Genomic DNA, 11,993 nt, shown 5'->3' on the forward strand with positions numbered 1-11,993 from the left:
CCCGCGTCCCGGTCCGGCGAGACCGGGTTCCGTCAGGGACGGACGACGATGTCGTTCTTCACTGCGACCACGCCCTTGGTCTGGCGGGCAATCGCCGCCGCCCGATCCTTCTCGGCCTGCGACTTCGCGAAGCCGCTCAGCTGGACCGTGCCGTTCAGCGTCTCCACGCTGATCGCGGTGGCCGCAACGGTCTGGTCCGCGGCATAGGCGCTCTTGATGCTCGCCGTGATGTTCGTGTCGTCGAGGTAGGCGCCGGTGGTCTGCTGGCCGCGCATCACCGAGCAGCCCGCAGCGGCCACGATGAGGGCGCCGACGGTCAGCACCTTGAGTTTCGTCGAGATCATTCCTTCTTCCTCCTTGGCGGGGACATTGCCCCAGGGTTTCCAGGATTCGAGCCGGTCCGCGTTCGCGGCCTCTCGCCGGTAACCCGCCGCAATCCTCGTGCCCGGCAGCAGGCGGGCCGCAAGCCGGAAAAAGTTGCGGCGCGAGCCGTCGCCGTGCGACCCGTCTCCGGTAAGTCTTGCCGAGGGCGGGCGCCCGCCGGCCGGCCTTGGGCCGGGCACGTGGCTTGCAGCAACCAGGGCGTCACCCTCAAGGAGGACAGCAATGCTTCACTACGCAGTCGTTTTCTTCATCATCGCCCTGGTGGCCGCCCTGTTCGGATTCGGCGGCATCGCAGCGGGCGCGGCGAGCATCGCGCAGGTGCTCTTCTTCCTGTTCCTGATTGTCGCGGTGGTCAGCCTCGTGGTCGGCCTCGTGAGGGGGAAATGAACATGAATGCGCGCAACACTGAACTTCGCCCGAAGGGTCTTCGTGCGCTCGCGCTGGCCGGCGCGGCCTCGATCGCACTGATGGCCGGCGGCTGCGCCACCTGGGACAACATGTCCAGCGCCGACAAGGGAACGGCGGCGGGCGCCGTCGTCGGCGGCGTGGTCGGCAACTCGGTCGGCGGGGGCGTCCTCGGCACCGTCGGCGGCGCGGCGGTGGGCGGCGTGATCGGCCGCGAGGTCGGCAAGCGCAACGATTGACCCATGCGCGGCGCGGCGGGCGGCCGCACCGCGCACGCTTCGCTCCTCTTTCGTCCTGCGTCTCCCCCTTGCCCCGCTGCCTTCGGGCAGCCGGGGCGTTTTTCGTGCCGGCTCAGTTCGTCTGCAGCACGCCCCGGCGCATCTGGTCGAGCTCGATCGACTCGAACAGCGCCTTGAAGTTGCCTTCGCCGAAGCCCTGGTTCCCCTTGCGCTGGATGAACTCGAAGAAGATCGGCCCGAGCTGGTTCCCGGAGAAGATCTGCAGCAGCAGGTCGCCCGGCGCGCCGTCGATCAGGATCTTGCGCTTCTTCAGCTCGGCGACGTCCTCGCCGTGGCCGGGCATCCGTTTGTCGACCAGCTCGTAGTAGGTGTCGATCGTGTCGAGCAGCTTGACGCCCGAGGCGCGCAGCGCGTCCACCGTCCGGTAGAGGTCCGTCGAGCCCAGGGCGATGTGCTGGATGCCCTCGCCGCGGTACATGTCCAGGTACTCCTGGATCTGGCCCGGCTTCTCGGTGCCTTCCTCGTTGATCGGGATCCGGATCTTGCCGCAGGGGCTGGTCATCGCCTTGGACTTCACGCCGGTGACCTGGCCCTCGATGTCGAAGTAGCGGATCTCGCGGAACTCGAACAAGCGCTCGTAGAACTCTGCCCACTCCTTCATCCGGCCCCGGTGCACGTTGTGCGTGAGGTGGTCGATGTAAGTGAGGCCGTGGCCGGCCGGCTCGAGCGGCGCGCCCGGGATCGGCTCGAAGTCCACGTCGTAGATGTCGATGTCGCCCACGCTGCCGGGCGCCGCGCCGTTCTTGCCGCGCCAGCGGTCGACCAGGTAGATCAGGCTGTCGCCGATGCCCTTGATCGCCGGGATGTTCAGCTCCATCGGCCCGCTGCGGTTGTCGAAGCCCCAGGCGCCGAGCTCCAGCGCCCGCCGGTAGGCCTTGGCGGCATCCTGCACCCGGAAGGCGATCGCGCAGATCGACGGGCCGTGCAGCCGCGCGAAGCGCTGCGCGAAGCTGTCGGGCTCGGCGTTGATGATGAAGTTGATGCCGCCCTGGCGGTACAGCGTGACGTTCTTGTGGCGGTGCCGCGCGATCGCGGTGAAGCCCATCTTCTCGAACACCGCTCCGAGCGCGGCGGGGTCCGGCGCCGCGTACTCGATGAATTCGAATCCGTCGGTGCCCATGGGGTTGTCCCAGCCCTGGGTCTGCGTCATGGCTTCCTCCGTGAGTCGGACAGGCTCGTTGTGAATGATGCGCCGGGATGGCGCGGGCGTGCGCGGAAAGCCGCGCCGGAGTGCCTGCCGAAACCGAAGATTCTAGGCAGGCGGTCGGGACAGAAACTGCCAAAAGATGCCCGCCAGGGAGCTTGTCGAGCAATAATCCGCATGAACGACCGGTAGAGGAAGCAATTTCATGTCATCGATTCGCGACCTGTCGTCGGCCGCCTCGTTGCTTGCCCTCGACCGCACCGACCTGCGCATCCTCGCCGAGCTGCAGCGCGACGGCCGGCTCAGCAACCAGGAGCTCGCAGACCGGGTCGCGCTGTCGCCATCGCCCTGCCTGCGCCGGGTGCGAAGGCTCGAGGAGAGCGGCGTGATCCGGCAGTACGCCGCGCTGCTCGACCCGACCAGGGTCGGGCTCGGGCTGATGGCCTACGTGAACGTGAAGCTCGAGAAGCGCGCCACCACGCGGGGCCGCTTCGCCGCCGACGACTTCCGCGACAGCGTCGAGCGTTGGCCCGAGGTGGTCGAGTGCTGCGCAACGACCGGCGACTCCGATTACCTGATGCGCGTCTACGTGCGCGACCTGGCGCACTTCTCGCGTTTCGTGATGGACACGCTGCTGCGCCATCCGGGCGTGATGGACGTGCGCTCGAGCTTCGCGCTGCAGCGGATCAAGGACACCACCGCCCTGCCGCTGGATCACCTCTGAACCGGAGCCTGCCCGATGCGGGCCGGTGACGAGCGTGGCCTCAGTCGACGATGAACAGGGTGGCGCCGACCGCTGTCGAGGACCGATGCGGCTCGGCGCCGTCGGCCACCTGGTAGCTCATTCCGGGCTTCAGCACGAAGCGGCGGCCGTCCTGCAGCAGGGTCTCGAGCTCGCCCGCCAGGCAGAGCAGGACATGTCCCTTGCTGCACCAGTGATCGGCGCTGTAGCCCGGCGCGTACTCGACCATCCGCACCCGGATCCGGTCGTCGGCCGGGCCGAAGTGCTGCGTGCGCCAGCGCGCGACCCCGGTATCGCCAGGGTGCTCGGTCGGCGCGATCGTCGACCAGTCGGTGGTTCCGAAGGGAATCTCGCGCAGCTTCATCGTGCAGGCCTCGGTCTCGACGGAGAACGAAGCCTACACGGGTCGGCGACGCAGGCCGCGGGTCGCCTCAGCTGCGCCAGGGCAGGTCGAGCGCCTCGCCGTCGGGCAGGAAGGTGCCGACCGGCGAACTTCCGAAGATGCCGAGGATCTCCAGCGGGGCGGCGCCGGTCGCGAAGATCTGGTGAGTCCGCCCCTTGGGCAGCACCAGCGTGGTGCCGAGGCCGAAGCGATGGACCTCGCCGTCGACGTGCAGCTCGCCTCCGCCGGACTGGCACAGCACGACCTCGTCGCAGTCGTGCCGGTGGGGCGGCGTCGCGGCGCCGGGCGCCAGCGTCTGTCGCCAGACGGAAAGCTGGGAGAGGCCCTCGTCGCGGCCGGCCCAGGTGGCATGGGCGAGGCCAGGGATCGGCGCCGGGGCGGGGCGCTGCTGTTCGAGAACGTACATGGCTATCTCCTTCGTGGCCTGCCGGAGCGGCGGCCTTCGTTCGTTCGGGAATCCGCTGCCCGCGGCGCCTCGGGCAGGAACAGTATTCCGCGGACTCGGGTGGCCGGGAATGGGCGGCGATGGAATAAGATTGACGACAAACATTCGTCAATTGACTGAGGTCTCCGGATGCTTGCCCTGCAACCGCTGCTCGCCTTCTCGGAAACCGCCAAGCACGGCGGCTTCGCCGCCGCCGCCCGCGAGCTGGGCACCGCGCCGTCGACGCTGGCCAAGGCGGTCGGCAGGCTGGAGGCCTCGCTGGGGCTGAGACTGTTCCATCGCACCACCCGGCAGGTCACGCTGACCGAAGACGGCGAGCGCCTCTTCGAACGTTGCCAGCGGGTGCTCGCGGAGCTCGACGAACTCCGGACCGAGGCGGCCGGCACGCGGGCCGAGCCCTCCGGCACGCTGCGCATCGACATGCCGATCACCTACGGTCGCAAGGTGATCCTCCCGCTACTGGCGCGGCTGGTCCGGAAGTACCCGCGCCTGTCGCTCGACGCGCGCCTGTCCGACGCCTATGCTGACCTGGTCCGCGAACGCCTCGACCTGGCGATCCGCGTGGGCGAACTCGACGATTCCACCCTGGTGGCGAAGCGCTTCGGGCAGCAGCAGCTGATCCTGGTCGCCTCGCCGGGTTACCTGGCGGAACGGGGCGGGCCGAAGTCCCTCGACGAGCTGGCCGCCCATCGGCAGATCCTGTTCCGGCTGCCCGGGCGAGGCCGAGAGCGCCCGCGCCAGTTCACCGAGGCCGGGCGGCCGATCGCGATCCACACGGCGCAGGGCGTGCGCTTCAACGACGGCGAGTCGATGGTGCAGGCCGCCGTCCTGGGACTGGGCCTGGCGCAGGTGCCGGACTACATGGCCGCCGACGAGATCGCGGCGGGCAGGCTGGTCGAGGTGCTCGCCGGGAACCGGCCCGTCCCGATGCCCATCCACGCAGTGATGCCTGCCAACCGACTGGTGCCCGCGAGGGTCAGGGTGCTGCTCGACGCGCTGGACGAGCTGGGGCGCGGCGACGATGCCGGATCTCGGCGGCCGCGCGCGCAGCGAAAGCCGACGTAGACGACCGCGCTGTCCGCGGGCTCGCCCTGGAGAGGGCCGGCGCGCATCTGGGCGGCGCCGTGCCACCCCGAGCCGTCACTGCCCCTGGCCGAGCGAGAATCCAGGCTCTCCGTCGAAGCTGCACAGGTACTCCGTCTTGATCGGATCGATGCCGGCGGCGACCAGCCGCGCCAGCAGGTCGATGATCTCGACGTGACCCACGCCCTCGGGAGATTCCCCCGCCTGGAAGCGGCAGCGCCAGTGGTCGGTGCAGAACGTCTCCGGGGCGCCATTGGGCCAGACCTTGACGCCGCGGTTGGTGATCATCGTGAGCGCCATCGGCGACTCGGCGGCGGCCGGGGCCAGCGCTGCCGCCAGCGCGTCCGGCGCGATGCCGGGCGCGTCGACGAAGACGTCCACGCCGAGCAGCCGCTTGGTCGGCCGCGGCGTCGCGGCTGGCGCGGCGCCCGGCGGGTCCTGCCTGGCCTGGGCCTGGGGCTGGGACTGGGACTGGGACTGCGCGGCGCCGCGACGGCCGCCTCCGCCGCCCGCGCCGGGCTCGGAGACGGGCAATTGACCGGGGCGCTGGCCCAGCCGCTCGATCACCGCCTGCGCGAAGGCCGCGGTGCCCAGTGTGCGCACGGTCGCCGGGCCTGCCATGTCGGCGGTGTGCAGGCCGTCTTCGAGCGTGCGCAGCCAGGCGTTGCGGATCCTGGACGCCACCTGCGGCTGGCCGATGTGCACCAGCATCATCACCGCCGCCTGCAGCAGTCCGCTCGGGTTCGCAAGGTCGCGGCCGGCGATGTCGGGCGCGCTGCCGTGGATCGCCTCGAACATCGCAGCGCCGGTGCCGATGTTCGCGCTGCCGGCCAGGCCCACGCTGCCGGCGACCTCGGCCGCGATGTCGCTGAGGATGTCGCCGTACAGGTTGGGCGTCACGATCACGTCGAAGCGCTCGGGGCGGGTCGCCAGGCGCGCCGCGCCGATGTCGACGATCAGCCTGTCCTTGTCGATCTCCGGGTAGCCGGCGCCGATCTCCTCGAAGACCCGGTAGAACAGGCCATCGGTCAGCTTCATGATGTTGTCCTTCACCATGCAGGTGACCTTGCGCCGGCCGTTCGCACGCGCGTACTCGAAGGCATGCCGGATGACCCGCTCGCAGCCCGGCCGGCTGACCAGCTTCAGGCACTGGTAGACCTCGGCCGTCTGGCGGTGCTCGATGCCGGCGTACAGGTCCTCTTCGTTCTCGCGCACGATCACCACGTCCATCCCCGGGTGATTCGTGGGCACCCAGGGCGCGTAGGCGGTGCAGGGCCTCAGGTTGGCGTACAGCCCGAGCGTCTTGCGCAACGTCACGTTCAGGCTCTTGTAGCCGCCGCCCGACGGGGTCGTGACCGGCGCTTTCAGCAGCACGCGGGTCGCCCGCAGCACGTCCCAGGCCTCGGGCGCGATCCCCGCGCTGTGGCCGGCCAGGTAGACCGCCTCGCCGAGGTCGATGCGCTGCGGCGCGATGTCCGCGCCGGCGGCCGCGAGGATGCGCAGCGTGGCGTCCATGATCTCGGGGCCGATGCCGTCGCCCCAGGCCACGGCGATCGGCACGGCTGGCATGCCGGATTGAAGGGGGTCGAGGGCGGGGAGCGCGTCGCGTTTCATGGTTCGGGTGTCGCATCGGGTTGGAATGCATGAACTGTAGACAGCGGCCCCTCCATTGGAAAATACTTTGTTTTCATCCGATACATAGAGAAATATCTATGCATTCAAACCGCTCGCGCCGCCTGTCTCGCGTCACCCCCCAGCAGCTGCGCGCCTTCGAGGCGACCGCGCGCCTGCTCTCGGTCACCGGCGCGGCGCGGGAGCTCCACCTCACCCAGCCGACCGTCAGCGTGCAGCTTCGCGAGCTGGCCGCCGCGGTCGGCGAGCCGCTGTTCGAGAGCGCGGGTCGGGGCATCCGCCTCACCCAGGCGGGCGAGGCGCTCCAGCAAACGGCCGGCGAGCTGAACGACTGCTGGCGCCGGTTCGAGTCCCGGCTGGCGGAGCTGAACGGGCTGGTGCGGGGCAGCCTCAGGATCGCCGCGGTCACCACGGCGGAGTACTTCGTGCCGGACCTGATCGGGCCTTTCGCCGCGGCCCATCCCGGGGTGGAGATCGAGTTCGCGGTCGAGAACCGGGACGGCGTGGTCGCGCGGCTTCAGCGCGGGATCGACGACATGGCCGTGATGATGATGCCACCCGAAGACCTGCCGCTCGATCGGCAGCCCTTCCTGGACAATCCCCTCGTGGTGATCGCGCCGGCCGGGCATCGGCTGGCGGGCAGGCGCCTGCGGCTGTCCTCGCTGGCGGGCGAGCGCTGGCTGATGCGCGAGCCCGGCAGCGGCACCCGGATGGCCGCGGAGCGGCACTTCGCCGAGCTCGGATTCGAGCCCAAGGTCGCGATGAGCCTGGGCAGCAACGAAGCGATCAAGCACGCGGTCGCCGCCGGCCTGGGCATCGCCTTGCTGTCGATGGTCGCGGTGCGCCCGCCGGTCGGCCGCGCCGCGGCAACGACGGCCGAGGGCCTCGAGATCCTGAAGGTGAGCGGCTTCCCGCTGCGCCGGCGCTGGTCGGTGGTGTGGCGGCGCGACCGGCCGCTGACGATCGCGGCGCGGCGCTTCATCGAGCACCTGAGCGCGGCGCGCGAGCTTCGCGCCCCGCGCGGGGCGCGCGCATGAGCCTCGTCAGTCCTGCAGCGACTTCCACATCTCGATGTCGCGCTCCGCGGTCCAGATCCGCGGGTGCTTGATGCCCTGCGCCTCGTCGACCGCGCGCGTCACGTCGAAAGGCAGGCAGTGCTCGTAGATGAACACCTTGCCGAACACCGGATCCATCACCTTGCGCGTGTCCGCGAAGATGTCCTTCAGCGGTTTGCCTGCGGCCACCCCGGCCTTCGCGGTGGAGAAGAGGTCGGTGACCCACTTCCTGGTGTAGTCGATCGCCTTGTTGGCGTCGGCGTTGCTCTCGAGCGCCGGGCCGCGACCGGGCACCAGCTTCTCGGGTTTCATCGCGCGCAGCGCCTCGAGCGTGGCGGGCCACTCCTCGAGCTGGGCGTCGCCGGTGTACACGCCCGCGTTGTACTCGACCAGGTCGCCCGAGAAGCAGATCTTCTGCGACGGGATCCAGGCGATGGTGTCGCCCTTGGTATGGCCGGGGCCGATGTGCATCAGCTTCACCTCGAGCTTGCCCAGGTGCAGCGTCAGCTCGCGCTCGAAGACCATGGTGGGCCAGGTCAGGCCGGGGATCGACTCCACCGCCTGGAAGAGCCGCGGGAAGCGCTCGATCTCCGACTTCATGTCGGCCTCGCCGCGCTCCACGATCAGCTCCCAGGTGCCGCGCGAGGCGATGATCTCGGTCGCGCCCTCGGCGAAGTAGGCCGAGGCGCCGAGCACGCGCACCGCATGGTAGTGCGACAGCACCACGTACTTGATCGGCTTGTCGGTGACCTCGCGGATGTGCCCGATCAGCTGCTGCGCCATGACCGGCGTGGCCGTGGTGTCGATCACCATGACCGCGTCGTCGCCGATGATCACGCCCGAGTTCGGGTCGCCTTCCGCGGTGAACGCATAGGCGTTGTCCGACAGCTTCGTGAAGGTGGTCTTCTTCTCGGCCAGGTCGCCTTTCGAGGCGAATTGCTTGCTCATCCGGAGATCTCCTGTTGCGTTGCGTCGATCGGGCCTGCCGCGGGCCGCGCAGCGCCCGGGCTCGCGGCGCTACCGGGCAGGCCGTCCAGCCCGCGCTCCCACAGGGCGATGACCAGTTCGGCGTACTGCTCGTGCGTCATCGGGCCGTCGGGGCGCAGCCAGGCGAAAGTGAAGTTGATCATGCCGAGCAGGGCCATGGTCAGCGGCTTGCTGCTGCCGGCCGCCATGCGCGCCGGCCATCCTCGCTGCAGCGCGTCCGCGAAGGCTTCGACGATATCGCGCTCGCGCGCGCGAATGCGCTCGCGCAGCGGCTCGTCGAGGAACTTCACGTCGTTCAGCAAGGCCACATGATACGCGCGGGAATGCCGGTACTCGGCCAGGAAGGCGCGGACCAGCGCGCGGACTTCGTCGCGCGGCGCGAGCGCGCGCGCGCGGATCGATTCGACGATCGCCTCCAGCCTGCCGGTGTAGCGGTCAAGCGAGTCGAACAGGATCGCTTCCTTGCTCGGGTAGTAGTGGTAGAGCCCCGCTTTCGAGGTGCCGCAGGCATCGGCGAGCGCGGCCATCGAGGCGCTCGGATAGCCGATCTCGGCGAAGGCCTGGACCGCGCGGCCCAGGATCCGGTCGCGCTGCGCGTCGTAGTCGGCGGCTCGGGGTCGGGACATCTTCGCTCGTTCGTGCGGCGCGCGCCTCAGCGCTCGTCGTAGCTGATGACCACGCGCCCGCTGACCGGGTGCGACTGGCAGGTGAGCACGAAGCCGGCCGCGATCTCGTGCGGCTCGAGCGTGTAGTTGCGCTCCATGCGGACCTCGCCTTCCAGCACGCGCGCGCGGCAGGTGCAGCACACGCCGCCCTTGCAGGCATAGGGCAGGTTCATGCCGGCGGCGAGCCCGGCGTCCAGGATCGCCTCGCCCTCGAAGGGCACCTTCAGGCGCCGGGTCTTGCCGTCGACGACCAGCTCGACCTCGGCGCGCGGCGCGTCGTCGGCCGGGGCGGCCCTCAGCGAGCCGGCGGCCGGCAGCGGCACGCCGAAGCGCTCGACGTGGATGCGCGCGGGATCCAGGCCGGCGCCGCGCAGCGCGGCCTCGGCCGCGTTCATCATCGGGTCGGGCCCGCAGACGAAGGCCTCGTCGATCGAGGCGGCGGGGATCAGCGTGTCGAGGAACTCGCGGCACTTGCCCTCGTCGAGCAGGCCGTTCAGGAGCTCGACTTCGTGCGGCTCCTCGGACAGCACGTGGTAGAGCCGCAGCCGTTCCATGTAGCGGTTCTTCAGGTCCTCGAGCTGCTCGACGAACATGATCGTGGGCGTGCCGCGGTTGCCGTAGACCAGCGTGAAGCGGCTCTCCGGCTCGGCCTCGAGGATCGTGCCGATCAGCGACATCATCGGCGTGATGCCCGAGCCGCCGGCGAATCCCACGTGGTGGCGACACCGTTCCGGTTGCAGCGGCACGCCGAATCGTCCGTCGGGCGTCATCACGTCGAGCGCCTGCCCGGGCCGCACCGCGTCGGCCAGCCAGTTCGAGAAGCGCCCGCCCGGCACGCGCCGGACCGCGACCCGCAGCTCGCCGCTGCGCTCGTAGTCCTGCAGCGGCACGCAGATCGAGTAGGAGCGCCGCAGTTCCTCCTCGCCCAGCGTGGCCCGCAGCGTGAGGAACTGCCCCGGCCGGAAACGGTAGGCCTCGTGCAGCGCCTCGGGCACCTCGAAGGCGATCGACAGGCTGTCGGCGGTCTCGGCGCGTCGTTCGCGCACCTTCAGCGAATGGAACTGCGGTGTCATCGTCGGCTCGTCGGGCTCGGGGTCGGTGGGGTTCCAGGCTTCGGCAGGGTTCGCAGCCTCAGTACGGCTTGAAGTAGTCGAAGGGCTCGCGGCAGGCCAGGCAACGGTAGTGCGCCTTGCACGGGGTCGAGCCCCAGCGGCTGACCTGCTCGACCTCGCCGCTGCCGCAGCGCGGGCAGGCGGGCGGCGTGCGCGCGCCGCAGGCCGCCGAGCAGGCCGGCGGCGCGATGCCGAAGTCGCGCAGCTTGCGGCGCGCGTCCTCGCCGATCCAGTCGGTGCTCCAGGCCGGCGCCAGCACGGTGCGCACGCGAGCGTCGGCGAAGCCGGCCGCGTCGAGCGCCTCGCGCGCCTGGGCGGCGATCGCCTCGGTGGCCGGGCAGCCGCTGTAGGTCGGCGTCAGCAGCACCAGCGGCGCGCCGTCGTCGATCAGGACGTCGCGCAGGATGCCGAGGTCGGCCAGGGTGACCACCGGGATCTCGGGGTCGGGGATCGCCCCGACGATCGCGCGGATCGTCTCGAGCCGGGCGGCCGCGGCGGGGTCGGCCATGGCGTTCACCAGGTCGCCTCCGGATGCGCGCGGGCGAGCGACTGCATCTCGGCCAGCAGGTAGCCCAGGTGCTCGCCGTGCAGGCCGCGCTTGCCGGTGCTCAGGAACGCGCTGTCCTCGGGCCAGCGAAGCGTGGCCTCTTCGGCCAGCGCGCGCATCCGGACGAGCCAGGGCCCGCGCAGGGCCGCGCAATCCACGCCCAGGCCGCTGGCGGCGGCCTCGTCGTCGAGCGCGTCCGCCGCGAACCACTCGTTCGCGTAGGGCGCCAGCGAGTCGAGCGCGCGCTGGGCGCGCGCGTGCGACGCGTCGGTGCCGTCGCCGAAGCGGATCGTCCAGTCCGAGGCGTGCTCGAGGTGGTAGCGGGCCTCCTTCAGCGACTTGGCGGCGATCGCGGCCAGCCCGGCGTCGGCGGAGCGCGACAGCCGTTCCCAGAGCTCGAGCGCCCAGGCCGAGTACATCGCGTTGCGCACGATGGTGAAGGCGTAGTCGGGGTCGGCCGCGCCCGCCGAGGCCACGCCGCTGTTGGGCAGTTCCAGCATCGTGAAGTTGCGGAACTCGGGCACGCCTCGGAAATAGGCGTAGCGATCCTCGCTGGCGTCGCCGCCGGCCAGCGCCGCCGCGTGCTGGTACAGCAGGCGCGCCTGGCCGAGCAGGTCGAGCGCGATGTTGGCCAGCGCGAGGTCCTCCTCGAGCACCGGCCCGTGACCGCACCACTCGGACAGCCGGTGCGAGAGCACCAGCGGGCTGTCGGCCAGCCGCAGGAGGTACTCGACGTGTCTTTCGCGGGGGATCATCGCGCCACGGCTCCTCACATGTGGCCGACTTCGTCGGGCAGCACGTAGAAGGTCGGATGCCGGTAGACCTTGTCGGCCATCGGGTCGAAGAAGGCTTCCTTGTCCTCGGGGGCCGAGGCGGTGATCGCCGCCGACGGCACCACCCAGATCGACACGCCTTCCTGGCGCCGCGTGTACACGTCGCGCGCCATCCGCAGGGCCTGCTGCGCGTCGGCCGCATGCAGGCTGCCGCAGTGCTTGTGCTCCAGGCCCTGCTTGCTGCGGATGAACACTTCCCACAGCGGCCATTCCTTGCTCGGATCGCTCATCGTCTGCTCCGTTTTCCCCGGGGTGCC

Annotated in this window: 16 protein-coding genes; 5 read left to right on the top strand and 11 right to left on the bottom strand. The window is 70.4% G+C overall.

The window, feature by feature from the left end; genetic code table 11:
• Positions 1 to 32 precede the first annotated feature (32 nt).
• Positions 33 to 344, bottom strand: coding sequence for a BON domain-containing protein (locus tag FHP08_RS14890; RefSeq protein WP_147705283.1), 312 nt, complete (start codon positions 342 to 344; stop codon positions 33 to 35).
• Between the two features lie 262 nt (positions 345 to 606).
• Here FHP08_RS14890 and FHP08_RS14895 point away from each other — a divergent pair, with 262 nt between their 5' ends.
• Both FHP08_RS14895 and FHP08_RS14900 read left to right on the top strand, forming a co-directional pair.
• On the top strand, positions 607 to 771 hold the full coding sequence (locus FHP08_RS14895) for a DUF1328 domain-containing protein (RefSeq protein ID WP_147705284.1): 165 nt from the start codon (positions 607 to 609) through the stop codon (positions 769 to 771).
• Positions 772 to 773: 2 nt separating this feature from the next.
• Positions 774 to 1,028 carry a glycine zipper 2TM domain-containing protein gene (locus FHP08_RS14900; RefSeq protein WP_147705285.1) on the top strand — a complete coding sequence of 85 codons (255 nt, stop codon included), beginning with the start codon at positions 774 to 776 and terminating at the stop codon, positions 1,026 to 1,028.
• Between the two features lie 112 nt (positions 1,029 to 1,140).
• On the opposite strand, the gene hppD is transcribed toward FHP08_RS14900, so the two are convergent.
• Complete coding sequence (gene hppD, locus FHP08_RS14905) at positions 1,141 to 2,238, bottom strand: 4-hydroxyphenylpyruvate dioxygenase (RefSeq protein ID WP_147705286.1); 1,098 nt, start codon at positions 2,236 to 2,238, stop codon at positions 1,141 to 1,143.
• A 199-nt stretch (positions 2,239 to 2,437) separates the two neighbouring features.
• Between hppD and FHP08_RS14910 the strand changes: the two genes are divergently transcribed.
• Complete coding sequence (locus FHP08_RS14910; RefSeq protein WP_147705287.1) at positions 2,438 to 2,956, top strand: Lrp/AsnC family transcriptional regulator; 519 nt, start codon at positions 2,438 to 2,440, stop codon at positions 2,954 to 2,956.
• 40 nt (positions 2,957 to 2,996) lie between these two features.
• On the opposite strand, the gene FHP08_RS14915 is transcribed toward FHP08_RS14910, so the two are convergent.
• Together FHP08_RS14915 and FHP08_RS14920 are read right to left on the bottom strand one after the other, a co-directional pair.
• Positions 2,997 to 3,338, bottom strand: a complete 342-nt coding sequence (locus FHP08_RS14915) for a DHCW motif cupin fold protein (protein ID WP_147705288.1) — start codon at positions 3,336 to 3,338, stop codon at positions 2,997 to 2,999.
• Positions 3,339 to 3,405: 67 nt separating this feature from the next.
• Entirely contained in the window at positions 3,406 to 3,783 is a 378-nt protein-coding gene (locus tag FHP08_RS14920; RefSeq protein ID WP_147705289.1) for a cupin domain-containing protein, read from the bottom strand.
• Positions 3,784 to 3,951: 168 nt separating this feature from the next.
• Between FHP08_RS14920 and FHP08_RS14925 the strand changes: the two genes are divergently transcribed.
• Positions 3,952 to 4,887: a LysR family transcriptional regulator gene (locus FHP08_RS14925; protein WP_147705290.1), complete on the top strand. Its 936-nt coding sequence runs from the start codon at positions 3,952 to 3,954 to the stop codon at positions 4,885 to 4,887.
• 75 nt (positions 4,888 to 4,962) lie between these two features.
• Here FHP08_RS14925 and FHP08_RS14930 read toward each other — a convergent pair whose 3' ends face one another.
• A complete protein-coding gene (locus tag FHP08_RS14930) occupies positions 4,963 to 6,474 on the bottom strand; it encodes an NADP-dependent isocitrate dehydrogenase (protein WP_147705291.1) in 1,512 nt (503 codons plus the stop codon).
• 143 nt (positions 6,475 to 6,617) lie between these two features.
• On the opposite strand from FHP08_RS14930, the gene FHP08_RS14935 reads away from it, so the two are divergent.
• Entirely contained in the window at positions 6,618 to 7,574 is a 957-nt protein-coding gene (locus FHP08_RS14935; RefSeq protein WP_147705292.1) for a LysR substrate-binding domain-containing protein, read from the top strand.
• 6 nt (positions 7,575 to 7,580) lie between these two features.
• Here FHP08_RS14935 and FHP08_RS14940 read toward each other — a convergent pair whose 3' ends face one another.
• Genes FHP08_RS14940 through paaB form a run of 6 tightly spaced genes read right to left on the bottom strand, consistent with a single transcriptional unit; the run spans position 7,581 to position 11,966 of the window.
• Positions 7,581 to 8,540 (bottom strand): MBL fold metallo-hydrolase, encoded by a 960-nt coding sequence (locus tag FHP08_RS14940; RefSeq protein WP_147705293.1) that lies wholly within the window; start codon positions 8,538 to 8,540, stop codon positions 7,581 to 7,583.
• Positions 8,537 to 9,205 carry a TetR/AcrR family transcriptional regulator gene (locus FHP08_RS14945; RefSeq protein ID WP_147705294.1) on the bottom strand — a complete coding sequence of 223 codons (669 nt, stop codon included), beginning with the start codon at positions 9,203 to 9,205 and terminating at the stop codon, positions 8,537 to 8,539. The genes FHP08_RS14940 and FHP08_RS14945 overlap by 4 nt, the downstream gene beginning before the upstream one ends.
• Before the next feature lie 26 nt (positions 9,206 to 9,231).
• The gene (gene paaE, locus FHP08_RS14950; protein WP_147705295.1) at positions 9,232 to 10,317 is read right to left on the bottom strand and encodes a 1,2-phenylacetyl-CoA epoxidase subunit PaaE; all 1,086 of its coding nucleotides are present in this window, start codon (positions 10,315 to 10,317) and stop codon (positions 9,232 to 9,234) included.
• Positions 10,318 to 10,375: 58 nt separating this feature from the next.
• Entirely contained in the window at positions 10,376 to 10,864 is a 489-nt protein-coding gene (paaD, locus tag FHP08_RS14955; protein WP_147705408.1) for a 1,2-phenylacetyl-CoA epoxidase subunit PaaD, read from the bottom strand.
• Positions 10,865 to 10,869: 5 nt separating this feature from the next.
• Positions 10,870 to 11,658, bottom strand: coding sequence for a 1,2-phenylacetyl-CoA epoxidase subunit PaaC (gene paaC / locus FHP08_RS14960; protein ID WP_147705296.1), 789 nt, complete (start codon positions 11,656 to 11,658; stop codon positions 10,870 to 10,872).
• Between the two features lie 14 nt (positions 11,659 to 11,672).
• Positions 11,673 to 11,966 carry a 1,2-phenylacetyl-CoA epoxidase subunit PaaB gene (paaB, locus tag FHP08_RS14965; RefSeq protein WP_147705297.1) on the bottom strand — a complete coding sequence of 98 codons (294 nt, stop codon included), beginning with the start codon at positions 11,964 to 11,966 and terminating at the stop codon, positions 11,673 to 11,675.
• Between the last annotated feature and the right edge of the window lie 27 nt (positions 11,967 to 11,993).

This window comes from Zeimonas arvi, assembly GCF_008039575.1.
GTDB lineage: Bacteria > Pseudomonadota > Gammaproteobacteria > Burkholderiales > Burkholderiaceae_E > Zeimonas > Zeimonas arvi.

What these genes read in the sequence shown, in the direction of transcription:
- FHP08_RS14890 (WP_147705283.1), bottom strand. Translation starts at nt 344, where the DNA reads ATGATCTCGACGAAACTCAAGGTGCTGACCGTCGGCGCCCTCATCGTG.
- FHP08_RS14895 (WP_147705284.1), top strand. Translation starts at nt 607, where the DNA reads ATGCTTCACTACGCAGTCGTTTTCTTCATCATCGCCCTGGTGGCCGCC.
- FHP08_RS14900 (WP_147705285.1), top strand. Translation starts at nt 774, where the DNA reads ATGAATGCGCGCAACACTGAACTTCGCCCGAAGGGTCTTCGTGCGCTC.
- hppD (WP_147705286.1), bottom strand. Translation starts at nt 2,238, where the DNA reads ATGACGCAGACCCAGGGCTGGGACAACCCCATGGGCACCGACGGATTC.
- FHP08_RS14910 (WP_147705287.1), top strand. Translation starts at nt 2,438, where the DNA reads ATGTCATCGATTCGCGACCTGTCGTCGGCCGCCTCGTTGCTTGCCCTC.
- FHP08_RS14915 (WP_147705288.1), bottom strand. Translation starts at nt 3,338, where the DNA reads ATGAAGCTGCGCGAGATTCCCTTCGGAACCACCGACTGGTCGACGATC.
- FHP08_RS14920 (WP_147705289.1), bottom strand. Translation starts at nt 3,783, where the DNA reads ATGTACGTTCTCGAACAGCAGCGCCCCGCCCCGGCGCCGATCCCTGGC.
- FHP08_RS14925 (WP_147705290.1), top strand. Translation starts at nt 3,952, where the DNA reads ATGCTTGCCCTGCAACCGCTGCTCGCCTTCTCGGAAACCGCCAAGCAC.
- FHP08_RS14930 (WP_147705291.1), bottom strand. Translation starts at nt 6,474, where the DNA reads ATGCCAGCCGTGCCGATCGCCGTGGCCTGGGGCGACGGCATCGGCCCC.
- FHP08_RS14935 (WP_147705292.1), top strand. Translation starts at nt 6,618, where the DNA reads ATGCATTCAAACCGCTCGCGCCGCCTGTCTCGCGTCACCCCCCAGCAG.
- FHP08_RS14940 (WP_147705293.1), bottom strand. Translation starts at nt 8,540, where the DNA reads ATGAGCAAGCAATTCGCCTCGAAAGGCGACCTGGCCGAGAAGAAGACC.
- FHP08_RS14945 (WP_147705294.1), bottom strand. Translation starts at nt 9,205, where the DNA reads ATGTCCCGACCCCGAGCCGCCGACTACGACGCGCAGCGCGACCGGATC.
- paaE (WP_147705295.1), bottom strand. Translation starts at nt 10,317, where the DNA reads ATGACACCGCAGTTCCATTCGCTGAAGGTGCGCGAACGACGCGCCGAG.
- paaD (WP_147705408.1), bottom strand. Translation starts at nt 10,864, where the DNA reads ATGGCCGACCCCGCCGCGGCCGCCCGGCTCGAGACGATCCGCGCGATC.
- paaC (WP_147705296.1), bottom strand. Translation starts at nt 11,658, where the DNA reads ATGATCCCCCGCGAAAGACACGTCGAGTACCTCCTGCGGCTGGCCGAC.
- paaB (WP_147705297.1), bottom strand. Translation starts at nt 11,966, where the DNA reads ATGAGCGATCCGAGCAAGGAATGGCCGCTGTGGGAAGTGTTCATCCGC.